General features: G+C 67.8%; 17 protein-coding genes and 1 pseudogene. 12 read left to right on the top strand and 6 right to left on the bottom strand.

Annotated features, from left to right (window positions below; all coding sequences use genetic code 11):
* Positions 1–299: 299 nt before the first annotated feature.
* The gene (locus IW245_RS12530) at positions 300–659 is read right to left on the bottom strand and encodes a hypothetical protein (protein WP_197003351.1); all 360 of its coding nucleotides are present in this window, start codon (positions 657–659) and stop codon (positions 300–302) included.
* A 765-nt stretch (positions 660–1,424) separates the two neighbouring features.
* Between IW245_RS12530 and IW245_RS12525 the strand changes: the two genes are divergently transcribed.
* The 5 genes and pseudogenes from IW245_RS12525 to IW245_RS12505 all read left to right on the top strand — a co-directional run.
* Entirely contained in the window at positions 1,425–2,213 is a 789-nt protein-coding gene (locus tag IW245_RS12525) for a phosphotransferase (protein ID WP_197003350.1), read from the top strand.
* A gap of 30 nt (positions 2,214–2,243) precedes the next feature.
* Entirely contained in the window at positions 2,244–2,582 is a 339-nt protein-coding gene (locus tag IW245_RS12520; protein WP_197003349.1) for a TfoX/Sxy family protein, read from the top strand.
* A 184-nt stretch (positions 2,583–2,766) separates the two neighbouring features.
* Positions 2,767–3,750: a sigma-70 family RNA polymerase sigma factor gene (locus tag IW245_RS12515; RefSeq protein ID WP_372445129.1), complete on the top strand. Its 984-nt coding sequence runs from the start codon at positions 2,767–2,769 to the stop codon at positions 3,748–3,750.
* A gap of 128 nt (positions 3,751–3,878) precedes the next feature.
* Entirely contained in the window at positions 3,879–4,289 is a 411-nt protein-coding gene (locus IW245_RS12510) for an SgcJ/EcaC family oxidoreductase (RefSeq protein ID WP_197003347.1), read from the top strand.
* 346 nt (positions 4,290–4,635) lie between these two features.
* Positions 4,636–5,100 (top strand): annotated as a pseudogene (locus tag IW245_RS12505) (integrase core domain-containing protein); the annotation flags it as partial.
* Between the two features lie 279 nt (positions 5,101–5,379).
* On the opposite strand, the gene IW245_RS12500 reads toward IW245_RS12505, so the two are convergent.
* Positions 5,380–7,335, bottom strand: coding sequence for an RICIN domain-containing protein (locus IW245_RS12500; RefSeq protein WP_197003346.1), 1,956 nt, complete (start codon positions 7,333–7,335; stop codon positions 5,380–5,382).
* Positions 7,336–8,473: 1,138 nt separating this feature from the next.
* Between IW245_RS12500 and IW245_RS12495 the strand changes: the two genes are divergently transcribed.
* Complete coding sequence (locus tag IW245_RS12495) at positions 8,474–8,761, top strand: hypothetical protein (RefSeq protein ID WP_197003345.1); 288 nt, start codon at positions 8,474–8,476, stop codon at positions 8,759–8,761.
* Between the two features lie 29 nt (positions 8,762–8,790).
* Entirely contained in the window at positions 8,791–11,232 is a 2,442-nt protein-coding gene (locus IW245_RS12490) for an alpha-L-fucosidase (protein ID WP_197003344.1), read from the top strand.
* 354 nt (positions 11,233–11,586) lie between these two features.
* Here the strand turns inward: IW245_RS12490 and IW245_RS12485 are convergent, their stop codons facing one another.
* Together IW245_RS12485 and IW245_RS12480 are read right to left on the bottom strand one after the other, a co-directional pair.
* Positions 11,587–12,657 carry a LacI family DNA-binding transcriptional regulator gene (locus IW245_RS12485; protein ID WP_231398777.1) on the bottom strand — a complete coding sequence of 357 codons (1,071 nt, stop codon included), beginning with the start codon at positions 12,655–12,657 and terminating at the stop codon, positions 11,587–11,589.
* A gap of 60 nt (positions 12,658–12,717) precedes the next feature.
* On the bottom strand, positions 12,718–14,715 hold the full coding sequence (locus tag IW245_RS12480) for a beta-galactosidase (protein WP_197003343.1): 1,998 nt from the start codon (positions 14,713–14,715) through the stop codon (positions 12,718–12,720).
* Positions 14,716–14,996: 281 nt separating this feature from the next.
* Between IW245_RS12480 and IW245_RS12475 the strand changes: the two genes are divergently transcribed.
* From IW245_RS12475 to IW245_RS12455, 5 genes are all read left to right on the top strand, one after another.
* Positions 14,997–16,274: an ABC transporter substrate-binding protein gene (locus IW245_RS12475; RefSeq protein WP_197003342.1), complete on the top strand. Its 1,278-nt coding sequence runs from the start codon at positions 14,997–14,999 to the stop codon at positions 16,272–16,274.
* A 5-nt stretch (positions 16,275–16,279) separates the two neighbouring features.
* A complete protein-coding gene (locus IW245_RS12470; protein WP_197008461.1) occupies positions 16,280–17,215 on the top strand; it encodes a carbohydrate ABC transporter permease in 936 nt (311 codons plus the stop codon).
* The gene (locus tag IW245_RS12465; RefSeq protein WP_197003341.1) at positions 17,212–18,048 is read left to right on the top strand and encodes a carbohydrate ABC transporter permease; all 837 of its coding nucleotides are present in this window, start codon (positions 17,212–17,214) and stop codon (positions 18,046–18,048) included. The genes IW245_RS12470 and IW245_RS12465 overlap by 4 nt, the downstream gene beginning before the upstream one ends.
* A 62-nt stretch (positions 18,049–18,110) precedes the next feature.
* Positions 18,111–20,888 carry an RICIN domain-containing protein gene (locus IW245_RS12460; protein WP_197003340.1) on the top strand — a complete coding sequence of 926 codons (2,778 nt, stop codon included), beginning with the start codon at positions 18,111–18,113 and terminating at the stop codon, positions 20,886–20,888.
* Between the two features lie 140 nt (positions 20,889–21,028).
* Positions 21,029–22,471 carry a ricin-type beta-trefoil lectin domain protein gene (locus IW245_RS12455; protein WP_197003339.1) on the top strand — a complete coding sequence of 481 codons (1,443 nt, stop codon included), beginning with the start codon at positions 21,029–21,031 and terminating at the stop codon, positions 22,469–22,471.
* Between the two features lie 218 nt (positions 22,472–22,689).
* On the opposite strand, the gene IW245_RS12450 is transcribed toward IW245_RS12455, so the two are convergent.
* Together IW245_RS12450 and lanL are read right to left on the bottom strand one after the other, a co-directional pair.
* On the bottom strand, positions 22,690–22,977 hold the full coding sequence (locus IW245_RS12450; RefSeq protein ID WP_197003338.1) for a hypothetical protein: 288 nt from the start codon (positions 22,975–22,977) through the stop codon (positions 22,690–22,692).
* A 119-nt stretch (positions 22,978–23,096) separates the two neighbouring features.
* A complete protein-coding gene (lanL, locus tag IW245_RS12445) occupies positions 23,097–25,796 on the bottom strand; it encodes a class IV lanthionine synthetase LanL (protein ID WP_197003337.1) in 2,700 nt (899 codons plus the stop codon).
* Between the last annotated feature and the right edge of the window lies 1 nt (position 25,797).

Here is a 25,797-nt window from a genome sequence, read left to right as displayed (position 1 = left end):
GGGCCGCGTCCTGGCTGGTAGTAGCTTGCCGCCGTTGCACAAACGCGCCGCGCTCGCTGCCGCCCTGCGCTCAGGCGCCGTCTATCAACGCCCTCGGCTGCTCGAACGCCACCATCAACGCCGCCCCGACCGCCGTATCCCAACACCGAGGATGTCGATACCCGGCCAACCAGCGATGGGTCGCCGCCCGAACCACATAGAGGCGATCCCAGACCGCATAGTCCCAGCCCAGTAGACGACAAGCCCGGTACAGGTGGCCCGATATGACCGCGTCGACCTGTCTGCATCGACGAGCTCGGCTACATGGAACGCGACCGCCGCGGCGCCGAACTCGTTGAGTCCCGATCGTCCCACCACACGCCTACCGGCCGCCTCCGCATCACCCAGACCGCCAACGGCGCATAAGACGACCAAATGAGCAACAACGGCAGAACGGAATTGCTAAACATCACGCACACCATCACCCCGACAGGGGCGGCGAACATCCACGGCGTACGCAGCCGCAACACCCGCGCCACCAGCGGACCGACGAGCGCCACGACAACCAGCCCGACAAAGGCCGCCCGGATCAACGGGCCGAGATCAGGCAAGCACGCCAGGTCACTGTCGCACGGCGGCGGCGGACCCTTGTCCATGGCCGCCATGAACAACTCGGCCACACCCCAACCGGCTACCAGGCTCACCGTCCCGACGACCAGACCACGCCCCGCATCCCAGAACCAGCCGGGCAGCCGCCGACCCCCACCAGGCGCGACAACCGGCCCCGGAACCCCATGATCACTCATCGAGGCCCAGCATCCCCGAACAGCGACCCGTCAGCAAACCCGCGTTCAACGCTCACAAACATTGATCATGAAGTCCGCCCGGAGCTGGCACTCAAACCCACCAACAATCGGAATCACTTCACGCCAACAACTCACATTGCCGCATCTGCGCGAGTGGGTCACGGAGCTGGACCTGTTCTTCGACGCCGACCCCAACGGCGGCGACGAGCAACGGCTTCACGCGATCGCCCAGGAATGGGCCGTGGCCTTGCGTGGGGCCCTGGTTGAGGTGCCCGATGGCGCGGGCGGTGGCGTCATGCGACAGACGCCACCGGCCAACCACGTGGGCCGTTCCGCCCGCCCGGCCCCCTCAAACCGAAACGGGCTTACACGGCCCTCCGCCGAACACTGCACTAAGTATCCAAGCGGCTACACAGAGTATAGCCAGTGCTTGTGGGTCCGCCTGACCCCGCCAATCGAACCGGACAAGTCGGGGCAAAGGCCCGAGATCTAACGAGCTTGAGAGGCGGCCACACGCGCCAGCGGGCCCGCCGATCTGGCGTTATGCGGCGTTGATGATGATCCGCCAAGCAGGCAACACAGTCATGTGCGAAGACCTGTTGAGCGCTGGCCCGCTGGTCGGTGCGTAAGCTGCCCACCATGATCACCGACGGCGGAACAGCCCAGGGCAGCGTCAACGTGGTGCGCCGGATCGGTGAGACCATCCGCCGGCCGAGCGGACCGTGGACGCCCGTGGTCCGGTCCCTGCTGGAGCACCTGGCCGACGTCGGCTTCACCGCCGCCCCCCGGTTCCTCGGCATCGACTCCGAGGGTCGGGAGATACTCTCCCTCCTCCGAGGCGAGGTCGCCCTGAGGCCATGGCCGGCGGTCCTGCGCGGTGAGGACGGCATCCGTTCGATCGCGACCTGGCTGCGGGACTATCACGCGGCCGTCGCCGGGTTCACTCCGCCGGCTGACGCGGTCTGGCGTGTACCGGGCCAAACCTGGACCGCGGGCCAGATAGTGCGCCACGGTGACCTTGGCCCGTGGAACTCGGTCTGGCGCGGCGCCGACCTGGTCGGATTCATCGACTGGGATTTCGCCGAACCGGGCTCGACGTGGGACGACCTCGCGCAGCTCGCCCTGTATCTTGCTCCCCTACGCGGCGATGAGCATGCGCGCGCGGCGGGCCTGGCCGAGCCCACAGACCCGCGTGGCCGGCTGGAGAGCCTGTGCGATGCCTACGGATGCGAACCCGTCGCCGTCCTCAACGCGGTCGAGGCCCTCCAGCGCCGGGAGGCCGACCGGATCGCCACCCTCGGCGCCCAGGGCTTGGAGCCCTGGAACTCGTTCGCCCGCCGGGGCGACCTGGAGAAGATGACCGCCGAACTCGCCTGGCTCGCCGACAACAAGCGACAGTTGGTCCGCGACAACGCCAAGCTGGCGTGAACTGTCGGTACCACGTGCGAGGATGCCGCCATGGCGTACGACGAGGATCTTGCCAACCGGGTCCGGGAACTGGTCGGCACAGAGCGTGGTCTGAGCGAGAAACGAATGTTCGGTGGGCTCGCGATGCTGCTCGACGGCAACATGGCGGTCGGGGTGCGCGGCCGCGAGGGCGGCGGACTGTTGGTGCGGGTCGACCCGGCGACATCCGACGCGCTGCTTTCTGAGCCCGGCGCCGACCTCATGATCATGCAAGGGCGTGAGACCCGCGGCTGGATCACGGTCACCGCCGACGGCTGCGCGACGGACGAGGACCTGCGCCGATGGGTCGCCCGAGGCGTGGCGTACGCGCGCAGCCTGCCACCGAAGTGACCCCGCGGCCGGCCCGGTTGCGCGTCGCCGTCGCCGTCGCGACAACGCTGCCCGTGAGAACCGGAGCCTGCCGACGAGGTCAGCGGGCCCGGGCCGCATGGCGCGCTCGACGCAGCCGTCGCCGCGAACGGTGGTCGGGTGAAGGGATCGGCTGGGCGGTGTCGGAGGCGTCGGACGTCTACTCTTGACCGTCATGGGGGCAGACGTGGCGGTGGCCGAAGAGTTCGATCGCAGGATCGACCCGTACCGGTCAGAGCTGCTGGCCCACTGCTACCGGATGCTCGGCTCCGTCCACGACGCCGAAGACCTCGTCCAGGAGACGTACCTGAGAGCGTGGCGCGCGAAGGACCGCTATGACGAGGGCCGCAGCTCCTTGCGGACCTGGCTGTACCGCATCGCGACCAACGCGTGCCTCACCGCGCTGGAGGGCCGCGGTCGCCGTCCAATGCCTTCCGGCCTGGTCGCCGAGAGCGACCCGCGCCGGCCACTCGTCCACGGCGGTGAGATCAGCTGGCTCCAGCCGCTTCCCGACTCCGTGCTGAACCTGGGCCAGCCGGAGGCCGCCACGATCGACCGCGCCAGCCTGCGGCTCGCCTTCGTCGCCGCCGCGCAGCACCTTTCCGCCCGACAACGCGCGGCGCTGATCCTGCGTGAGGTGCTCGACTTCTCCGCAGCCGAGGCGGCCGACATCCTGAGCACCACCACCGCCTCGGTCAACAGTTCCCTGCAACGGGCCAGGACCAGGCTCACGGAGGCGGGGATCGCGCAGGAGCACGTCGCCGAACCGTCCGAAGCCGAGAAGCGGGCCTGGGTGGACAGGTACATGTCGGCGTTCGAAGCCGCTGACGTGGAAGGGCTCAAACGGCTGCTCACCGACGACGTGCTCATGGAGATGCCCCCGATGGTCAACTGGTTCGTCGGGCGGGAGAACTACGGCGTGTTCATGGACTGGGTCTTCGCCAAGAACGGCAGCCAGTGGCGTTTCCTGCCGGTCGGCGCCAACGCGCAGCCGGCGTTCGCCGCCTTTAACCTCGGCGAGAGCGGCGTGTTCGAGCTGCACACGCTCCAGGTCTTCACGGTCACGAACAACGGCATCAGCCGCAACTCGGTGTTCCGGGACGCCGAGGTGTTCGCCTCCTTCAAGCTCCCGGCCACCCTCGAAGCCTGACAGGGCATCACTCATCGGCCGTCCCAGGATCTCTTACGGCTGTCGCGATGAGTTTCGACCCCACCACCGGTATGTATTGGCGAGTTCGCCGGAACACCCCGCGCAAACTGGTCACAAGGGAGAATCCGATGTCAGACAATCGTGCGGCAGACGAGGCCGCCATCCAGGCCGTACTGGTCGACTCCTACAAGGCGTGGGAGGCCGGCGACGCCGACGGCATGGTCGCCCACTACGCCGCCGACGCGACCGCCATCATGACCGGCTCGCTGCGCGACAGCCGAGACGTGATCCGCGAGAGCATGGCCCTGGCCTTCGAGGGACCACTCAAGGGCACCTCGACGTACAACAAACAGCTCAGCCTGCGTTTCGTCGGCAGGGACGCCGCGATCGTCGTCAGCGAATCCGGCATCCTGTTTGCCGGCCAGACGGAGGTAGCCGACGCGGGCAAGGTCAACGCGACCTGGGTTCTGGAGAAGCGCGACGGCCAGTGGCTGATCGCCGCGTACCACAACAGCCCGACGTTGACGCCTGGACAGTAGGGCCCCTCACGTGAAGCCCCTGACAAACAGGTCCCGATGAGGGATCAACTTCATAGGGGCTTCGCGTGGGCGGGGCGGGCCGGGCCGGGCCGGGCCTGACGCCCCCGTAGTCGTCCATCTACCGCGCGGCAGCCGGCACCCACACAGGCGTCTCTAGGACCCGGCGCCAACGGGGCCGGTGGGGCCGGTGGGGTGCTCCGCCACTACACTGGCGGGTCTCCACCGGCTGCGGTTCCCCCTTCGTGCGCCGGGGCACATCCCCTCACGCCGTATCCGACGAGGTCACGGTCCACACCCCGACACCCAAGGTATTCCCTTTGGTGACCGGTTTCAGTAGCGCCATGAGAAGAACCGGTCGGGAATCGGCTACAGCTTCATCCACAACGCGGTCGATGACCACTCCCGCCTGGCCTACTCAGAAATCCTGGCCGACGAGAAACAGGAAACCGCCGCCGCGTACTGGACCCGGGCCCACGCGTTCTTCGCCAACGCCGGCATCCTGGTCAAACGCGTGCTGACCGACAACGGCGCCTGCTACCGATCCCACCTCTGGAAAGACACGCTCCCAGCCGCCGGCATCACCCACAAACGCACCCGCCCCTACCGGCCCCAGACCAACGGGAAAGTCGAACGCTTCAACCGCACCCTCCTCGACGAATGGACCTACGCCACGCCATACAAGTCAGAAACCGAACGCCGCGAAGCGTTCGGCCCCTGGCTTCACACCTACAATCACCACCGCAGACACACCGCGCTAGCCGGCCAACCACCCGCCAGCCGCGTTCTGAACCTCACGGGTCAGTACAATTAGCGCCGCCGCCGGCTAGTTCGCCGACTCGGCTGCCGGTCTGACCTGGGGCCGGTTGTCCACACACGGGTTGGTTGTCCACATGTCCGGCCCAGCCGAGCCGATTCCCGGGAATCGTGGAGCCCGCAGTCCGGTGCCGTGGCTGCCAGACGCGGCCCCACCCGTCCAGCTCGACGTCGACCAGGTCCTCGCGGACCGGGTCCCGGCCCTGGCGGACCGGGATCCGGTCGCCGGCGGGAGTCTCGTCCCAAGCGGCCCCTGGGGGCCGCCGGTCCGGCAAGGTCAGCTGCTGGTGAAGGTCCAGCGCTGGGTCGCGGCGGCCGTACCGGTCTGTTGGGTGAGGAGCGCGCCGTCGCTGTTGCCTGAGGCGGTTAGTGCCAGGCCGCTGTGTTCGGCGGCGACGGTGTATCCGCCGCCGGCGGCTGCGGAAATCTGCCAGCGCTGGTTGGCGGTACCGGTGCAGGTCCACTGGATGATCTCCGCGCCGGGGGTGGTGGAGCCGCCATTGACGTCGACGCAGAGCCCGGAGTTCACATTGCGGATCGCGTAGGTGCCGTCGCCGTTGGCGGTGAACGTCCATCGCTGGTTGTCGCCGCCGTGGCGGGTCCACACGATGAGTTGGGTCGCCAGGTCCGTGGAGCCGCCGGGCACGTCCAGTACCTGGGTGGTGCCGGTGAGGCCGAGCTCGTAGGTTCCGCCGGAGGGGATGGGTCCCGAGCAGGTGAGTGCCGCGCCGCCGTGCGCGCCGATGCTGGGTGTGGCCGTGGCGGAGATGGCGTTGCCGTAGAAGTCCTTGCCGCCGTTCGTGCTGATCAGCGTGCCGGTGCCGAGGGCGGGTGAGTCCGAGCAGAGCCGGTACCCGTCGGCGTGGGCGAGGTCGGTGGCGGTCCCCACGCCGGAGAGTCTCGGGTCGGCCGTGCCGCCGGCACCGGCAGGGGCCCCGGTGACGTTGACCAGCACGTTGTGGTCGAGGGCGAAGCCGGTGCCCAGGGCGGGGAAGTCCGCGGAGCCGCTGCCGGTCTTGACCACGATGTTGTTGCGGAACTTCACGTTCTTGAGCTGCTGGCGGTCGTTGTCCATGATGACGGTCTGGTCGATGCCGGGGCCGAGGTAGATCGTGTTGTTGTACACGTCGGCGGACTCGATCCCGCCGGCCGTACACGTCTCGACTCCGCGGTGTGAATCGTTCTGGCTGATGTTGTAGCGCACGACGGCGTCGCGGACGATCCCGCTGGCGTTGCAGATCAGCATGAACCCGCCGGCGTTGTCGTGGCTGTAGTTGTATTGGAACACCGCGCCGATGGTGCCCTGGTCGACGTCGTAGGCCATGCCGTCGCGGGTCGACTCGCCGCCTGTGGCCTCGTTGTACTGGAACACCGCGTAGTCGGCGTCGTAGGCCCACATGCCGGCGTTGTACTCGCTCGAGCGCTTCTGGAACCCGTCGAGATAGTTGCGTTCGATCAGCGCCCCGGTCGTGTTTCCGGCGACGATCCCGTCTCCGCCCAGGTCGCTGAGCTGGTTGCCGCTGATCACGACGTTGGGCCAGGGCACGAACACGCCGGCTGAATGCGTCTCGAATCCTGACCGGTTCCAGGTGGACACCATGAAGATGCCCGCACGGTCGACGGTGCGGATCGTGTTGTTCTGGATCGTGATCCCGTCGAAGCGGGTCTGGGTGGCGACGCCGCTGACGGTGAAGTAGATGCCGCCGCTGCCGCCGAGGTCCTTCTTGTCCTCGCCGTTGACGTCGTGGATGTCGAGGTTCTCCAGCACGATGTGGCTGGCGGTGCCGTAGTCGGCGAGTTCTACCGACACGCCCCGGCGCTTGCCGACTGTCGCACCCTTGTTGGTGATCTCGAGGTTGCGGATCTCCCACCACTGCTGGTTGTACAGCCGCACCGCGTTCTGCGCGCCGTTCCCCTTGATCATGGGCTTGGCGCCGGTGCCGTAGGCGTCCACCAGGATCGCGCTGCCCGGTGCGCCGGAGCCCGTCGGGGCCAAGGCGCCCGTGCACGTGGTCCCACGCCGGATCAGTACCTGATCGCCAGCCACCAGCGTTTTGCCGTTGACCTTGCTGAGGGTCTTCCAAGCGGTGCTGGTCGAGGTACCGGCTCTGCTGTCACTGCCGTTCGCGCAGTCGAGGTAGTAGGCCGTGCCGGAGGCCATCGCGGGCTCGGCGAGCACAGCTGTCGCCGCCAGCGCCAACAGCGCCACACCAGCCAGGGGACGAATTTGCATCGTCATCACGCTTTCGTGAGGGTCCGCCGCGGTGCGGCGCAGAGGTCAGGCTGGGTGGGCGCGGGCCGGGCGGGTCTGCCGACCAGGGGGATCGCCACTGCCTGGGAGAGGGCACTCGCGGAGTGCTGCGTTGGACTCATCGGAGGTCGCAGCCGCCAAGCCTCCGTCGTCGAGTGAGGGAAAGTACACCCGACGTCACCGACATCTGTCAATAGATGCTTTGTAGGCGAGCAAACTTTGCACAATCGAGCAGGTGAATCCACACTTCGATCACCCGTGGGGTGCGGCGAGAGGTGGCTGATGACGTGGAGGCCCTCGCTGGGGAAGTCGCTCTGGCACGGGTCAGGTTGCGGAACGGGCGCCCAGTGCTCGGATGACAAGGCGGCCGTGAGCGACCAGCTGATTCCCTGGTGGTCCTGCTTCACCCGGGCTTCCCAATGCGGGCCGGCGGCAGCGGATGTAGGCCGGGATGTTGGGGCCGGGGCGGTCTCGCCTGCGCCTCCTGGTCCGCTCAGGCCTCCCATCGGAGCCGTCCGGCCGTGAGCCGCTGGCTGGCGGCCTCCGAGACCGACCTGCGGTGCACGACTACCTCCAGCAAGAGATCCGATGACTAGGCCAGAGTCGCAAGAAACTAGGACAGTGTCAATCATCAGTAAAGGGTGCATAGTGCTCAAGGTCAGGCAGTCACGGTCAATGTCATCGGATGTCTTTGCCCCTCGATGAGTTGGCCACCTCTCTTTGTGAGCCGAAATGGCGCGTAACGCGGCGTCCAGGCACTTAGTTCGATATTCGACGTTAGGGGTCGGATCCAGGGGCGACGTGCGACTTCGTCAGGGTTCGAGTGAAGCGCCGACACCCTCGGGCACCTAGTGGTCGGCGGCGCCAGGGAAGTGTGAACGCGCGATCCAGGTGCGTGGCGCGGGTTCGATAGCGACTATTGCGGATGCAACGGTGCTCGAGTTGGCAGCCATAGCGGGTTGGTCAATCTTCGATGCCCGCGCCCTCTTGTGCGCTGGCGCGTCAGGTCATACCGTCTGCGGCGAGTAACAACGGTGACCGAACGAAGTCCATGCGACGGCAGGCGGGAGGACCTAGACATCGGATGACCTGCTAAATTCCCCCGTTGACACGTCGATCTGTGCCGCTCAAGCTGAATATTCATCAGATCACTCTGGAGATGAGCATGGGACACCGTCGAGCGTTCGCAGTGTTGCGGATGCTCACCCGGTCGCGGCCCCCCGCTCAGGGTCGATGTCCTGCACCTGAGGATCCCGGCGACAACGACACCGCTGAAGATCCCCTCACGTCCACGCGCACCCGGTGGTGGCAGGACGCGCACAGCGGGATGTTCCTCCATATCGGCTGCGCTGACACCGTCGCGGCCATGCCCACCGTGCCCGACGGCTCGGACGATCCCTTGAAGTGACCGTGCCTTCACACCCGAGAGTAGGACCTGTGAAACGCAGATTCCTCGCCGTGGCCGCCTGTGCCCTGGCGGTCGCCGTGGCTGTTCCCGCGAACGCCGCGGTGGCGCCAGCCGCGGTGATCGCGACTCCTTCCTCTGACACTCTCGCGCAGCGGATCGAGAAGGCCGCCAACGTCGTCCCCTCACCCGCACAGCTCGCCTGGCAGAAGCGCGAGCAGACCGCCTTCATCCACTTCGGCCCGAACACGTTCAACGGTGTGGAATGGGGCGACGGTGACGAGGACCCGAACGTGGTCAACCCGACGGCTCTGGACACCGACCAGTGGGCGTCCACGCTGAAGACCGCCGGCTTCCAGCAGGTCACGTTCACGGCCAAGCACCACGACGGGTTCCTGATGTACCCGTCGAAGTACAGCAACCACACGATCCGCGAGAGCAGTTGGCGCAACGGCACCGGCGACATCGTCCGCGAGTTCGCCGACTCCGCCCGCAAGTATGGGCTGAAGATCGGGTTCTACCTGTCCCCGGCCGACCTGCACGAGGCGCTCGCCGGCGGCCGGTACGGCAACGCCAGTGCGTCCACGGCTGTGACCATCCCGGAGGTGGGCCTCGACGGCACCCGGCCGAGCGGTCCGGCCACCTTCGACGTCGTGGCAGATGACTACAACCGGTTCTTCATGAATACCCTCTATGAGCTGTTGACCCAGTACGGGCAGGTCGACGAGGTGTGGTTCGACGGGGCCAATCCGACCAACGCTACGCAGACTTATGACTACGCCGACTGGGTGCGCATCGTGCGCACCCTGCAACCGGGGGCCGTCATGTTCGGCGGGACCGACCTGCGCTGGGTCGGCAACGAGGACGGCGTCGCCCGGGAGTCCGAGTACAGCGCGTTGCCGTTCCAGGGGAGCGCCGCAGGCGCCGCAGACCGGCCCACATCCCCTGTCGGGGGCGAGTACCCCGATGATCTGGGTTCTGACTCCAAGCTCGGTGCCGCGGACTTCCTGAAGTGGGCGCCGGCGGAGTGTGACGCGCGGATCCAGCCGGGTTGGTTCTGGAAGGCCGGCAACGGGCCGAAGACCCTCAACCAGCTCAAGGATCTCTACCACACCTCGATCGGCCGCAACTGTGTCCTGTTGCTCAACACCGCGCCGGACAACACCGGCAGGCTCCCCGCCGATGTCGTGACCCGGCTCGGCGAGTTCGGCGACTGGATCCGCTCCTACTACGGCACCGACGCGGCCCGCACCGGCACGGCGACCAGCACGGACGGCGGCACGGCGGCCAACGCCACCGACGGCGGCTATGACACCGCCTGGAGCCCGACCACCACGACCGGCACGTTGACCGTGGACCTCGGCTCGCCGACGACCGTCGGCGAGTTCGGCGTCCAGGAGAACATCGCCGCCGGCCAGCGGGTCACGTCCTTCGCCGTGGACACCTGGAACGGCACCGCCTGGGTCCAGGCGACCACGGCCACCACCGTCGGCTACCGGCGCCTCCTCAAGCTCGCCAACCCGATCACCACCAGCAAGGTGCGGCTCCGGATCCTCGCCGCCCGCGCCGTCCCCGCGATCTCGTCCTTCTCCGCCTACGCCGGCGACCAGGTCACCAATCTGGCCTACGGCCGCCCCGCCACCCAGTCGACCACCGCGTGGGGCGGCGACGCGGGCCGGGCCGTCGACGGCAACACCAACGGTTCATGGGGCGCCGGGTCGATCACCCACACCAGCGACCCCGCCACGGAAGCCAACCCGTGGTGGCAGGTCGACCTCGGATCCTCGCGGCCCCTGGGCACGGTCAACATCTTCAACCGGACCGACTGCTGCTCCAACCGGCTGACCGACTACTGGGTGTTCGCCTCCGACACGCCGTTCACCACCAGCAAGACCCCCACGCAGCAGGCGGCGACGGCCGGCGTGTGGAGCGTGCACCAGACCACCCAGGCGGGTGCGCCCACGACCATTCCGGTCGGCCGCTCCGCCCGGTACCTGATGGTGCAGCAGTCCGGGAGCCAGATCCTGTCCCTCGCCGAGTTCGAGGCCTACGAACCCACGGCGCTGACCAACGGGGTCTACACCGTCACCAGCGTCGGCTCCGCGAAGAACCTCGACAACCCGGGCGGCACCACGACGGGCACGCAGCTCGTCCAGTGGACACAGCACTCGGGCACCAACCAGCAGTGGCGGTTCACCGGCAACGCCGACGGCACGTACACGATCACCAACGTCGCCAGTGGACTGTGCGTCGACGTCTACGGCGGCTCGACATCGGCCGGGGCGGCGGTCATCCAGTGGACCTGCACCAACGGGGCCAACCAACGATGGCGGGTCACCGACGGCACCATCACCGCCGCACACAGCTCCAAGGTCCTCACCATCGCCGGCAACAACAACCTCGACGCCGCCACCCAGGCGACCGACACGGGCACGAACCTGCAACGCTGGGCCCTGACCAGAGTCGGAGCCTGACCCGGTGCCGGTGAGATCCACGTCCTCGTGACGCAGACGTCACGATCCAGCTCCCCCGTCGGTCGTCGACGGGGGAGCTGTGGACGGTAACCAGCAAGCACTGACAGTGGCGAAGAAGACGGGGTTAGGGAACCGCCCTTTCACTGGTGCGGTTGCCCCAGACGATGTCTCGGATAGCGGCGGCTCGTATGGCTCCGGGCGAACGCCGTCACCGGTCAGCGTGCCGGCGCGGACCTCGACCGGGACGGGGCAGGTGGCGCGGACCCCGCTCGCCGTGAGTAGGGCGAGGGTGCCGCCAGCGTGTCCGATCGGCCCCGCCGCAGCCCGCGCCGAGGACCCGTCGTGCCTGCTCGATCAGGTTCTGGGCGGTTGAGCGGTGCTGCGCCTGACCACCAGTTCGGTGGGAACGATCGTGTACATCGTGGCCGGGTTGTTGCCCCGGAGTTGGTCGACAAGGACCTTGACGCAGCGTCGGCCGGTCTCGGCGAAATCGGGGCGGACCGTCGACAGGCGCGGGATGAGGTACGCGGCCTCGGGGATGTCGTCGAATCCCACGACGCTGATGTCCTCAGGTACCCGGATCCCACGCTCGGCCAGGGCGCACATCATTCCCAACGCCATCTGGTCGTTGCCGGCGAACACAGCTGTGGTATCCGACCGGGCGGCGATCTGCTGGCCGAGCTGATAACCGGAGGCGGTGCTCCAGTCGCCGACGAGGACCTCTGGCGCCGGCACGCCTGCGGCCGCCAGCGCGGCGCGCCAGCCGGCGATACGTCCCGTGGCGGCGATCGAGTCAGCCGGGCCGGCCAGGTGCAGCACTGTCTTGTGGCCGAGCTGGAGCAGGTACTCGGTGGCCTGCCGGGCCCCGCCCTCCTCGTCGACGGTGACGACGGGCGTCGACGGATCGAGGCTGCCGTCGAGGGCAACAGCGGGTACCTGGTGTGTGAGTCCGAGCAGTGCCCGTTCCATCTGTTCCTGGGGTGCGATGGTGATCAGTCCATCGATCGACTGGCCGAGGAGGCGTTCCATGGCCTCGGCGACGGCGTGCGGATCGAGTGAGCGCAGGGGCACGATGGACACGAAGTAGCCGGCGTCCTGGGCTGCGATATTGATGGCCTGCAGGATCGTGGCGGGTCCGTAGCCGACCGCGTCGAAGGTGATGACCCCGAGCGTGCGGCTACGGCCGGTGACCAGAGCCCGGGCGGCGGTGTTGGGCCGGTAGCCGAGTTGCTGGATGGCGGTGAGAACCCGTTCGCGGGTACCGCGCCGAACGTTCGGGTGGTCGTTGAGGACCCGGGAGACGGTCTGCGCGGAGACGTTCGCGGCTGCGGCCACGTCGTTCATGGTCACGGAAGGTCGGGTGAGGTCGTGGGCCGGCACGTCGCCGTTGACCACGCCGGATTCGGATGGCCGTGTCACTGCCATCGGTCCTCCTCACGGCGACGTCGAGCCGCACCGCTTCGCTGGGGTGTGTCAGGCATGATGTTAACGCAAGCATTGGCGGATGACTCTCACGCCACCGGCGGGTACGAGCGCTTCGCCGGTGACGGTTTCGCCGGTTAGGAGGTCGACGCCGGTTGTGGCCACGCGCGCTCCTTGGTCTGTGTGGTTGAGGGCGAACAGGTAGGCGCTGTGGGCGTCATGCCTGGTGACGAGTTCGAGGCCATTGTGCAACTCCAATGGGCGGGTGACGGCTGCCTCGTCGGCGATGGCGGACAGCAGGTCGCGCATCCCCGTCGGGTCGAGCCTGGTGGCCATGTACCAGGCGGTGCCGTTGCGGGTGATGGCAGGCACGCCGGGGAGCGGGCCGTCGGCGTAGGTCGCGATGGCTTCGGCCCCGTCGAGGGTGAGTAGTTCGGTCCAGACGTCTGTGGTGTTCCCGTTGTCCAGGGTGATGGTCTGGTCCTGGGCGAGGGGGTAGAACTCCTCGACGAAGATGCCGAGTAGTTCGCGGAAGGCTCCGGGGTAGCCGCCGAGGCGGATGTGGTCGTCGTGGTCGACGATTCCGGAGAGGTATGTGACCAGCACGTGCCCGCCGGAACGGACATACTCGGCGATCGCGTGCGCGGCAGCGTCGTCGACCAGGTACAGCGTGGGGGCGATGACCAGCTTGTATCCGGACAGGTCTGCGTTGGGGTGGGCGAAGTCGGCGGTGATCCCGAGTGCGAACAGCGCGGCGTGTACCCGGCGGGCCATGTCCTCGTAGCGCACGTCGACGGACGGGTGACACGGCAGGTCACAGGCCCAGGCGGCCTCGTAGTCCCACAGGATGGCCACCTCGGCGGTGGCGACCGTGCCGGCGAGTTCGCCGAGCTGTTCGAGTGTTTCGCCCAGGGCGAGGACCTCGCGCCAGATTCGGGTGCGGGTGCCGGCGTGCGGGACCATGGCCGAGTGGTACTTCTCCGCCCCGGCGGCAGACGCCCGCCACTGGAAGAACATGACGCCGTCGGCGCCCCGGGCGACGTGGGCGAGGCTGTTGCGGAGCATCTCCCCGGGCCGTTTGGCCAGGTTGCGGGGTTGCCAGTTGACGGCGCTGGTTGAGTGTTCCATCAGCAGCCACGGCTTGCCGCCGGCCAGGGACCGGGTCAGGTCGGCTGCGAACGCCAGGTCGACGTGCGTGTCGGGATCCTCGGCGGGCAGGTAGTGGTCGTTGGAGACGATGTCCATCTGCTCCGCCCAGGCCCAGTGGTCGAGGTGGGTATGCATGCCGGCGGTGAGGTTGGTGGTCACCGGGATGCCGGGGGTGGCCTGGCGCAGGACGTCGCGTTCGGCGGTGAAGCAGGTCAGCAGCTCATCGGAGCTGAACCGCGCGAAGTCCAGTTGCTGGGTCGGATTCGGGTACGTCGGCGTCGGCAGCGGCGGGGTCACCTGCCGCCAGTTGCCGTACCGCTGGCTCCAGAACTCGGTGCCCCACGCCGCGTTGAGCGCGTCGAGGCTGCCGTAGCGTGCTCGGAGCCAGCCCCGGAAGGCTTCGGCGGACACCTCGCAGTAGCAGTGCGTGTTGTGGTTGCCGTACTCGTTGTGCACGTGCCACATCGCGATCGCCGGATGCCCGGCCACGTGCTTGGCCACGGCGGCGGTGATGGCGACCGCGTGTTGGCGGTAGACCGGTGAGCTGGGGCAGAACGCCTGACGTGAGCCCGGCCCGAGGCGCACGCCGGCCGCGGTCCGGGGAAGGGTCTCCGGGCGCAGTTCCGCGAGCCAGGCCGGGGGGCCCGCGGTCGGGGTCGCCATGTTGATCCGGATGCCAGCCTCGTGCAGGAGCCCGATCACGCGGTCGAGCGCGCCGAACTCGAACCGTCCGGGCTCTGGCTCCAGCTGGCTCCAGGCGAAGATCCCCAGCGAGACCGTGTTGACCCGCGCCTGCCGCATCAAAGCGATGTCCTCGGCCCACACGGCCGGGTCCCACTGCTCGGGGTAGTAGTCGGCGCCGTAGCCGAGTTGCCCGACAACAGGCCAAAGCTGGCCGGGATTGTATTCCATAGCTTTCCTAACCACCATAGACTGTAAGGTTGGACATCTGGTGCGGTAGCGTCGAATTCGGGCGCCACTTGGAGCGCGGTCGCGCGATTTCGACGTTCGGGGGCTTGACATGGATCACACTAACGGAGAATGTTTGCGTTAACAACGCGGATCCAGCTGATGTCGTTCACCGCACGAACGCACCGCTGCCCCCTCCGAAAGGCATCATGATGAGCGGTAGGAGCACGAGAAGTTGGCGCCGGAGGTCGGCGGCCTTCCTCGCCCTAGGGCTGACAGCGTCTGTGGGCGCAGCGTGTTCGACGTCCGGCACCACGGTCGCCGCCTCAGGCTGCAAGCTGGCCGGCGGCAAGGTCGAACTGACGTTCTGGAACTGGGTTCCGGGCATGGACAAGGTTGTCGACAAATGGAACGCCGGGCACCCGGACATCCACGTGACGATCAAGATGGTGCCGGGCGGCCAGAAGGGCACGTACCAGAACATGTCCAACGGCCTCAAGGCCGGCACGGCACCGGACCTCGGCCAGGTCGAGTACGACACGATCAGCAGCTTCCGCCTGCAGAACGGCCTGGAGGACATCTCCGCCTGCCCGGGCGTGAGCGCCTCGAAGTCGAAGTTCGTGGACTGGACCTGGAGCCAGGTCTCCGACACATCGGGCAAGGTGTTCGCCATCCCGCAGGACACCGGACCGATGGCCATGTTCGTGCGCAAGGACGTGTTCGACAAGCACGGGGTCGCCATCCCCAAGACCTGGGAGGAGTACTACCAGGCGGCCAAGGCGCTGCAGGCCAAGGACCCCAAGATCAAGATCACGAACTTCACCCAGAGCGACTCCTCCTGGACGATGGCCATGTTCTGGCAGGCCGGGGCGACCCCCTTCGCGCAGTCCGACTCCGGGGTGAAGCTGTCACTGACCACCGACCCGAAGGTCAAACAGGTCACCTCCTACTGGCAGAAACTCGTCGACGAGAAGCTGGTGTCCACCAACATCCAGAGCTTCACGCCTGAGCAGTTCAAGGGCTGGGACGACGGCACCATGCCGACCTGGATCTCAGGTGCCTGGGGCTTCGGAACGGTGCGCGACAACGCCAAGGACAGCGCCGGCAAGTGGACGGTCGTGCCGATGCCGAGCTGGGACGCAGCCAAGCCGACGGCCGGTAACTGGGGCGGGTCCACCACGGCGGTCCTCAAGGGTGCCAAGCACCCGGCGGAAGCCGCGCAGTTCGCACTCTGGCTCAACACCGACCCCGAGGCGCTGGCCATGGAGAACGAACTCGGCGGCCTGTACCCGGCGGCCAAGGACGGCCTGTCGATGCCCGCACTGAGCAAGGGCGTCGACTACTACGGCGGTCAGAAGATCTTCGACGTGTTCAAGGACGCCTCTGCCACGGTCGACCCGCACTTCACCTTCGGGCCGAACATGACCGACACCTACAAGGGTCTCAGCGACGGACTCAGCGACGCGCTCAACGGCAAGGGCACCCTCGACGACGCGGTGCGAAAAGCCCAGGACGCCACCGCCGACGGCCTCAAGCAGCTCGGCATCACGGTCACCGGGTGAACTCCATGTCGACCAGCCACGTTCGGTCGGGACCCGCGCGGTCCCGGCCGGTGGGCCAACGCCGCCGCATCCGCCGCACGGCGGCCGGGTTCGTGGCCCCGTTCTTCGTACTGTTCACCGTCTTCTACCTCGTGCCGATCGGATACGCCGTCTGGCAGAGCTTCCAGAAGATCGAACGCACCAGCGGGATCTACGGCCCGGCGCACACCAAGTTCGCGGGGCTGAGCCAGTACACCCGGATCGTCTCGGGCCAGGAGTTCTGGGGCGGCGTGGAACGCATGGGGCTGTTCGGCCTGGTCCAGGTCCCGGTCATGGTCGCCGTCGCGCTCGGCCTGGCGTTGCTGTTGGACTCAGGACTGCCCCGGGGCATGAAGTTCTTCAGAGGCGCCTACTTCGTGCCGTTCGCGGTGCCCGCGGTCATCGGCGCCCTGATGTGGGGATACCTGTACAGCCCGGGGGTCTCGCCAGTGCTGTCCGGGCTGGCCCAGGCGGGCATGCACCCCGAACCGCTCAGCGGCGGACTCATCCTGTGGTCGATCGCCAACGTGGTGACCTGGACCTACACCGGCTACAACATGCTGATCATCTACTCCTCCCTCAAGTCGATCTCGCCTGAGATCTACGAGGCCGCCCGGATGGACGGCGCCGGGACCCTGCGGATCGCGTGGAGCCTGAAGATCCCGCTGGTGCGACCGTCGATCGTGATGACGACCGTCTTCTCGATCATCGGCACGCTGCAGCTGTACGCCGAACCGACCATGCTCAAGATCATCTCAACGGCGATCGCGAGTGACTACACGCCGAACATGCAGGCGTTTGCCGCCGCCGCCGGAAACGACTACTCAGGTGCCGCCGCGATCTCCGTGCTCCTGGCCGTGGTCACCTTCGCAATGTCGTTCGGGTTCCTCCGCTTCACCGCACGCCGCCAGGAGCGCACATGAGAAGGCAGAAGCGGTGGCCCATCGTCGCGGCCACCACCGTGTGCGCCGCGACGGCGGCGTACTTCCTGCTCCCCGTCCTATGGCTACTCGTCGCCGCCACCAAAACCCAGGGAGACCTGACCGCCACCAACGGATTCCTGGCGGGCTCACACCTGACGGGCAACATCGGCGACCTGTTCACCCGCGACGACGGCATCTTCCTGCGGTGGGTCGGCAACAGCGTCCTGTACGCCGGCGGCGGCGCCGCGATGGGAACCCTGCTCGCGGCCATGGCCGGCTACGGCCTGGCGAAATACGCGTTCCGTGGCCGCGACATGCTCTTCGCGGTCGTCCTCGGTGGCGTGCTGGTGCCCACCACCGCCCTGGCGCTCCCGCTGTTCCTGCTCACCGCCCAGGTCGGCCAGACCAACACGTACGCCTCGGTACTCATCCCGAGCGTGGTGAGCCCCTTCGGGGTCTATCTTGCCCGCATCTTCGCCTCCGCCGTCCCGAAGGAGCTCATGGAGGCCGCCCGCATCGACGGCGCCGGGGAGTTCCAGTTCTTCTTCACCGTCGCCGTCCGACTGATGAGCCCGGCCCTGGTGACCCTGTTCCTGTTCCAGTTCGTCGGCATCTGGAATAACTTCTTCCTGCCTCAGATCATGCTGCAGGACCAGGAGCTCTATCCCCTTACCTACGGGCTGTACTACTGGCAGTCCCAACTCTCCCACGACCCCAGGCTGCAGATGCTCATCATCACCGGCGCGCTGGTGTCGATCCTGCCGATCATCGCCTTGTTCCTAAGTCTGCAACGGTTCTGGCGCGCCGGCCTGGCCCTGGGTGCGGTGAAGTAATGCCGGGCCCAGATTGTGAACGCAACCAACCGCTCATCGGGGGAGTCCGAAGGAGAACAGCAATGTCTCGACGAACACACACCCTGATGGCTGCCGTGTCCCTCGCCATCGTCGTTCCGGCCGCGGTCGTGACCGCCCTGCCGGCCTCGGCCGCCACGACCACCCGGTACGTCGGAGGCTCCGGGGCCAGCAACTCCAACCCCGGCACAGCCGCGGCACCGCTGGCCACGATCCAGAAGTGCGCGGACCTTTCCACCCCCGGCGACACGTGCTCGATCCGCTCGGGCACCTACCGCGAAACCATCAAACCCCCATCCGGTACCTCCGGGGCCCCGGTGACCTTCGCGGCCGAGCCCGGCGCCCAGGTCACGGTCAGCGGCACCGATGTGGTCAGCGGCTGGACCCTGGACTCGGCGAAGGTCTACAAGGCGAGCGTCTCTCTCGCGCCCGGCTACGACGCGACCCTCAACCCGGCCAACACCCAGCTCGCCGCCAACCAAATCTTCGTCGGCGGGCAGATGATGCCCGAGGCGCAGTTCCCCAACGTCGGCCTGGACGTCATGAGCCCGGTGAGAGCGACCATGGCCTCGGCGTCGAGCACGACGAGCGGTTCGACCGTCACGACGACGTTCACCGACTCCACCATTCCGGCGGGCAGCCTCACCGGAGCGACCGTCTACGTCACGGGCGGCTGGGCCGCGGTGTCCGGAACCGTCACCGGGCGCAGCGGCTCCTCGGTCACGTTCACGATGCCCACCAGCGACTACAATGTGTACCCGCCGAGCAAGGGCAGCGACCGCTACCGGATCACCAACAGCCGCTCGCTCCTCGACGCCGAGAACGAGTGGTTCTACGACGCCGGCACCCTGTACCTGTGGGCCCCCGGCGGCGGAGCGCCCACCGGCGTGGAGGCCAAAAAGCGCAACTACGCCTTCGACCTGCGCGGCAGGAGCTGGGTCACGGTCCAGGGCGTCAACGTCACGGCGGCGACGATCACCACCGACTCCTCCAGTACCAACAACGTGCTGGACGGGGTCAACGGCCGCTACCTGTCGCACTTCATGACAGTCCAGTACGACTCGACGCTTCCCTACGGCGGGGTGTACGACGCCGGCCACCGCGCCGACACCGGCATCCTGCTGCACGGCGCCAACAACACTCTGCGCAACTCCACCCTCGTCTACAGCGCGGGCAACGCGGTCAGCGTGGACGGCAACGCGCAGACCGTGGACAACAACCTGATCCACGACATCGCCTACGGTGCCACCTACACCTCAGGCATCGCTGTCGAGGGCGGGTCATCCGGGCACGCCATCACCCGCAACACGATCTACAACATGGCCCGCGACGGCATCAACCTCAACACCAACATCGCCGCGAAGCAGACGTACCAAAACATCCGGATCGCCTACAACGACGTCAGCGGCTACGGCATGTTCAACAACGACCTCGGCGCGATCTACACCTGCTGCAAGACCGACTGGACGGGCAGCAGCATCGACCACAACTACGCCCACGACGGAGCCAGCGAGGGAACAGGCATCTACCTGGACAACGGCACCCACAACATCCTGGTCCACCACAACGTCCTGTGGAACAACACCGAAAGCGCCATCGGGATCAACGGAGTCTCCGGGTACGCCAACTCCGGCAAGGACATCAAGCTGTACAACAACGTGCTCGACGGCCCGTTGAACATGACCGGTGGGATCGACTCGACGACCGGCTCCATCCTCCGCAACAACGTGTACAGGTCCTACACCTCGGTCTCCCCGGGCGCGACCACGGATCACAACCTCGCCTCCGGCACCGATCCGAAGTTCGTCGACCAGCCCGGCCGCGACTACCGGGTTCAGACCACCTCACCGGCGCTCGGCGCGGGGATCGCCGTTCCTGGAGTAACCGTCACCAGCACCGGCAGTGCCGACATCGGCGCGTATGAGGCAGGAGCCTCCGACTGGACCGCGGGCTGCGAGTTCGGCGGCTGCCGTGCAGCTGTGGCTGGTCAGGTGAGCGTCGACGACCAGGTCACGGGTACCGGTCCCAACCAGTTCGCCTACACGGGCACGTGGGGCAGTTCGGCCAGCTGCTGCCCGGAGGCGTACAACTCCTCCAACAGCTGGAGCGACGACCCCGCAGCCTCGGTGACGATCCCCTTCACCGGGACCACCATTGCGCTGTACGGCATCACCGATCCGGCGCACGGCATCGGCGCCGTGTCGATCGACGGCAGTGCCCCGGTGGACGTGGACTTCTACAGCTCCTCACGGGCGGGCAACGTACGCCTGTGGACGAGTCCGCCGCTGTCCGCCGGAACCCACACCCTGCGGTTGGCGGTGACCGGCCGCAAAAACACGGCGAGCACGGGCACGTACGTCGCGCTCGACCGGGTGGCCATCGACACGAGCCCTGTGAGCTCGGGAAGCACCTACACCATCGCCAACGTCGGCTCCGGCAAACTGGTCGACGTCCCAGGTGCCTCGACCACCGCAGGCACCCAGCTCATCCAGTGGACAGGCCACGGAGGCACCAACCAGCAGTGGACATTCACCGCGAACGCCGACGGCTCATACCAGCTCAAGAACGTGGCCTCGGGACTGTGCGTGGACGTCAACGGCGGTTCGAGCGCCGCAGGCACGGCGATCATTCAGTGGACCTGCCACTCCGGCGACAACCAGCAGTGGCTCGTCGAGGCCTCGACGGACGGGGCCTACCTACTCCGGTCGGTCGGGACGCACCTGGTGCTCGGCGCCGCCGACCTGACCGAGGGTGCCCCGCTCACCCAGCAGCTCTACTCCGCAGGTACCGCAACCCGACGGTGGACCTTCACCAAGGTCTGAGGCCGCAGCAAGCCGACAGCGAGCCCAGAGGCGCGGGTGACCTGACGGCTTGACATGACCTGGCCAGCGCGGGACCGAGCCCCCGCGCTGGCCAGCCACATCCAACGGGGGGAGAAGAACACCTAAACCAGGGAGCTGACATGCGAGAACACCAAAACCGTCACACGGGGCGGGCAGCCGAATCCGGCAGGCCTTCAGCACGGACGGGCCTGCGCCGCCTCGCAACGGCGTCAGCCGCGTGCGCCCTCGCGGTCACGGCCGGCCTGACGGCACTGACCGCTCCGGCCCATGCGTCCGGCGTCACCCTCAACCCGGGCACCCCGATGTACGACGGCGGCGGAGACATCCTCCAGGCCCGTGGGGCCGGGTTGTTCAAGGTCGGTTCGACCTACTACATGGTCGGCGAGGACAAGACCGCCGGCGCGACGTTCACGGCCGTGTCCTGCTATTCCTCACCGGATCTGTCGCACTGGACCTTCCTCGGCAACGCGCTGAGCCAGCAGCCCAGCGGCGACCTCGCCGCAGGGCGGATCGTGGAACGCCCCAAGGTCATCTACAACTCCTCGACCGGCACGTACGTGATGTGGATGCACATCGACAGCGCCGACTACTCCGACGCCCGGGCCGGCGTGGCGACCAGCAGCACGCCGTGCGGCCCGTACACATATCTGGGCTCCTCGCGACCCCTGGGCCATGTCAGCCGCGACCTGGGTTTGTTCAAGGACGACGACGGCGCAGGCTACCTGCTCACCGAGGACCGCGACAACGGCCTGCGCGTGGAGCGGCTCTCCGCCGACTACGCCACCGTGCAGGCGGGCATCGCCCTCGTCGACGACCTCGAGTCGCCGGCCATGGTGAAGGCCAACGGCCGCTACTTCCTGTTCGCCTCGCACATGACCGGCTGGAACACGAACGACAACGTCTACGCGACGGCCACGTCGTTGTCAGGCCCATGGAGCTCGTTCACCACGTTCGCGCCGGTCGGCACCGACACGTTCGACTCACAGACCTCCACCATCCTGCCGGTAACCGGAACAGCCACTACCAGCTACGTGTACGTCGGTGACCGGTGGAACCCGGACGACCTCAACCACTCCCTCCCGGTCTGGCTGCCGTTGACCATCAGCGGCACTCAGGCCACCCTGAGCTGGCACTCCGCCTGGAGTATTGACACCGCGACCGGATCCTGGTCAGCAGAGTCGAGCCGACTCGTCGGCGTCCTATCGGGCCGCTGCCTCGATGTCACTAACGCGTCCCAGAGCCCGGGTACCCGGGTCGAGCTCTGGGACTGCAACGGCGGGACGAACCAGGACTGGGCTCCCACAGCCGCCGGTGAACTACGCGTCTACGGCGACCTGTGCCTGGACGTGTTCGACCAGAGAACCACCGCCGGGGCGCCGATCGGCATCTGGGGCTGCAACGGCGGCGACAACCAGAAGTGGACGCTGAACGCGGACGGAACCATCGTCGGCGTCCAGTCCGGCCTATGCCTGTCCGCGAATAAGGCGGGCACCGCCAATGGCACCCCGGTGACACTCGGGACCTGTACAGCCGGTTCCCACCAGAGGTGGGCCCGGGAGTAGCCGCCCACAACGGCGCCAGCGTCCGCGGCCCATAGCCCGAGGTTGTTGCGGATCCCGTCGACCGTGACAGCCAGGTAGCTGGTAAGTCGACTCTATGGCGGATGATTCCGTCGATCCTGTGGGTGCCGGCCGGTGGTGTGGTGCTGGTCGGAAGTCTGGTCATGGGGGGTGCCGGCCGGGCGGTTCCGGACTCGTGTGTCCGCCCGGCCGGGCGGACACTAGCCGACTGTCTCGCTACACGTGGTCACTTCGCAGGTGAAGCACGCCGAGCATGTCCTGCGGCCGGCGTTCTGGCCGGCGCTGGTGCCCTGTTCCGCCGGCAGGAGGTGCAGCGCGTTGACATTCGTCGTCATGGCGTCCGCGTTGTCCCCGGCTACGCCGTAGGTGAAGGTGCAGTTCGCCTGGTCCACGGCGGCGGGTGCCTGCTGTGCGGCCATGGGGACGATGCCGGCGGCGCCGACGAGGGCGATGGCCGAGTAGTTGCGGATTGTTCGAATGATGGACATGGAATCCTCCAAGGAGAGACTGCGGGTGGTTGGCCTCGATCGGTGGGGTGGGTCTGGACGGACTCGTCGGGACGTCGCCCGGCCCGGAGCCGGATGTAATCCCTCGTTTCTGTGCGTATCTAGTCCGCAGGAACGCCGGACGGCGTGCCTGACATCTCGGGTGACGCGTTCATCCACCAGCGGGGACCGCCGTGGTGGAGCCGGTGGAGGAAGCCGAGTACCCCGGCGAGGCCGGTGTTGAAGTCCGCGTGGACGGCACTGCCGCTCTCGTCGGGGATAAGCCAGCGTCCACCGCGCACGGCGTGGCGGGCGGTCAGCAGATCGGCGATGTCCTCGGCCCGGGCCCGGTGGTCGCCACCGACCGCGTCGGCGAGGTCGAGAAGGAACTCCCCGGTACCGGCGAGTCCGTGGCAGGCCGCGGTCGTGGACTGCCACCGATTGCGGTAGGAGCCCTGGGCTGCCGCCTGAGCCGCCTCGAGGTAGTCCGCGCCGCCGGTGTGTCGCCACAGTCGGATGAGGAAGGTTCCGATTCCGGAACCGCCGCTGCACCAGTGGTAGTGCTGCTCGTCGCGGTCCGGGGTGCCGAATACCCCCGCTTGCCAGCGTGCACCCGGCTGGGACCGGTCGGCGGCGGTGACCAGGGCGTCTCCCGCGGTTCGGGCGAGATCCAGGTAGTCGTCGCGTCCGGTGCGGATGCCGGCGGCGAGAAGGAAGTTCGCGATGCCGGCGGTGCCGTGCGCGAAGCCATGGTGGACGGTGCCGGCGAGTGAGGAGTCGAAGTCGTCGGGGATCTTCCAGTGCGGCGGGTTCTGCCCGACCTGGGAGATCAGGGCGTCGGCGCAGTCGAGTACCCGGGTCATCAGGTGTTCGGCACCGCGGTCTGCCAGGTGCAGCAGCGTCATGCCGGCTCCGGCCGCGCCGTGGCACACATCCGGATTCGGCCACCGGTGGGGCACGTGTTCTGCGGCCCGCAGCGCCCGGTCACGCAGCGCGGTGTCCTCCAGTAGGTCAGCGGCGTCGACCAGGGCCCACACCGCGCCCGCCGACCCGAAGTACAGCCCCGGCAGGTGCCGGTCGATGTGCTCCAGCCGGTCGGCGGTCCACGCGGCGGCCCGGGCGACGGGGTCGCGCAGCTCAGGCTGGTGTCTCGCCGCGCGGGTGAGGACGCCGAGGACCCCGGCCGCGCCGTGTTGAACGTTGGCGGGCTCGGTCCTGGCTCCGAACGACCCGCTCGGCCACAGTCGGGTGGCGGCGGGCTGCATTGTCTCGGCGAGGAACGCGAGGCCGTCGGACAGCGTCCGGTCCCGGGCGGCCTGCCGACTGATCCCGTGGACCAGCGGCGGCGCGGTGCGGCCGATCGTTGTCATCGGTGCCAGCGCGCCGAGTTCGGTGCGGACCCGGTGCAGTTCCCACCGCTCGGCGGGATCGTCGGCGACCAACCCGAGGATGGTGTCGGTGAACGCGGCGGCCGTGAGATTGCGCTCGCCGGCCAACCGCAGCAGGTCGGCGCATCGTTCGCGGATTGTCCGGGTGGCGGGCTCCTCTTCCAGGAGGTGCAGGCTGGTGCCGACGGCCAGGAAGTAGAGCACGGCGCCGAGGGCGTACAGGTCGACGGCTCGCGGCGGACAGGGCGCCAGTTTCGGCATGCAGACCTGTTCGGGGGCGGCGAACCCCGGGGTGTACTCGCGCCGGACCGGTTGGCCTGGCCGGTTGACGAGTTCGGTGTCGATGAGGAGGAAGTCGCCCTGCGGGGTGACCATGATGTTGGTCGGGGTGAAGTCTCGGCAGACGAACCCGCGCGCGTGTACCGCGTCGAGGACGTCGACGAGCTTGGTCGCCGCGCTCACCATGGTCGGTAGGTCGAGTGCCGGCTCAACGTCGTTTCCCTGACTCCTGCGCTCCTGTGCCCAGTCCCACAGGGCGACACCCGGCACCTCTTCCTCGACCAGGAACAGGTCCCCGTCCTGATCGAAGGCCGCGATCTTCGCCGGCCCCAGACCGTCGAGCTGTTCGAGCATCTCTCCCGCGTGCCACAGCGCGTCGCGGGCGTCTTGTCCGGTGAGGTCGGCTCCGGTGTGCGGGCGGGCCTGTTTGACCACCACGTTGCGTCCGGTCTGGCGGTCGGTGGCCCGGTACACGCCGCCACGGTTGGCGTGGCGGATCGCGCCGTGCACGACGAACCGGTCCGCGAGGAGGATCTCCGTCGGGCGATCCGGGCCGTCGACCGCCAACTCCTGGGACACCCCGATGCCGCCCGGCGGAGCCGGAGCCCAGGCGGGCGGGGCGAAGGCCTCGCGTCGCTCGTCGGGAACCAGCGTTCCGTCCGGTGCCCGTAGCCTGGACTGGAGGACACCTTCGTTGTCCCGCACTGTGACGCCGCTGAACGCGCCGTAGCGGTAGTGGACCAGGCTGTCCGGACGGTAGCGCCGGTCGGACAGGATCGCCTGGCCGGGTAGGCCGTACGTCGCGTCGTGCAACTCGTGTACGAGCGCCGCGAACACCTCGTCGTCGGGTGGATAGGCGGTGAGGAACTTGCCGCCTTGTACCCGGCTTCCCCGCATCGACGTGATCGCCTCGGCGTCATCGACCGTGCTGGCGAACTTGAACCCACACCGGTGCGCGATCAGCACGGGCACACACCGGGCCAGCACGAACGGCGCCGACAGTGGCGTCGCCGACACGTGCAATTTCCAGCCCTGGACCTGGCGTGGACCATCCGGGGGCAACAGATAGTGCCACGAATCCCGAACTGGACTGCTCCAGTCGCCAGCGCCGTGGCGCACCGCCAGGTCGCGCAGGATCGGCTCGAAGGACAACACC

It is taken from the genome of Longispora fulva, assembly GCF_015751905.1.
GTDB classification, from domain to species: Bacteria; Actinomycetota; Actinomycetes; order Mycobacteriales; family Micromonosporaceae; genus Longispora; species Longispora fulva.
This window is presented reverse-complemented; position numbering and strand designations above follow the sequence as displayed.

Bases quoted from the DNA above. Each gene is read 5' to 3' on its own strand.
- IW245_RS12485 (WP_231398777.1), bottom strand. From the start codon at position 12,657: ATGGCAGTGACACGGCCATCCGAATCCGGCGTGGTCAACGGCGACGTG.
- IW245_RS12460 (WP_197003340.1), top strand. From the start codon at position 18,111: ATGTCTCGACGAACACACACCCTGATGGCTGCCGTGTCCCTCGCCATC.
- IW245_RS12455 (WP_197003339.1), top strand. From the start codon at position 21,029: ATGCGAGAACACCAAAACCGTCACACGGGGCGGGCAGCCGAATCCGGC.
- IW245_RS12525 (WP_197003350.1), top strand. From the start codon at position 1,425: ATGATCACCGACGGCGGAACAGCCCAGGGCAGCGTCAACGTGGTGCGC.
- IW245_RS12470 (WP_197008461.1), top strand. From the start codon at position 16,280: ATGTCGACCAGCCACGTTCGGTCGGGACCCGCGCGGTCCCGGCCGGTG.
- IW245_RS12510 (WP_197003347.1), top strand. From the start codon at position 3,879: ATGTCAGACAATCGTGCGGCAGACGAGGCCGCCATCCAGGCCGTACTG.
- IW245_RS12465 (WP_197003341.1), top strand. From the start codon at position 17,212: ATGAGAAGGCAGAAGCGGTGGCCCATCGTCGCGGCCACCACCGTGTGC.
- IW245_RS12480 (WP_197003343.1), bottom strand. From the start codon at position 14,715: ATGGAATACAATCCCGGCCAGCTTTGGCCTGTTGTCGGGCAACTCGGC.
- IW245_RS12520 (WP_197003349.1), top strand. From the start codon at position 2,244: ATGGCGTACGACGAGGATCTTGCCAACCGGGTCCGGGAACTGGTCGGC.
- IW245_RS12450 (WP_197003338.1), bottom strand. From the start codon at position 22,977: ATGTCCATCATTCGAACAATCCGCAACTACTCGGCCATCGCCCTCGTC.
- IW245_RS12500 (WP_197003346.1), bottom strand. From the start codon at position 7,335: ATGCAAATTCGTCCCCTGGCTGGTGTGGCGCTGTTGGCGCTGGCGGCG.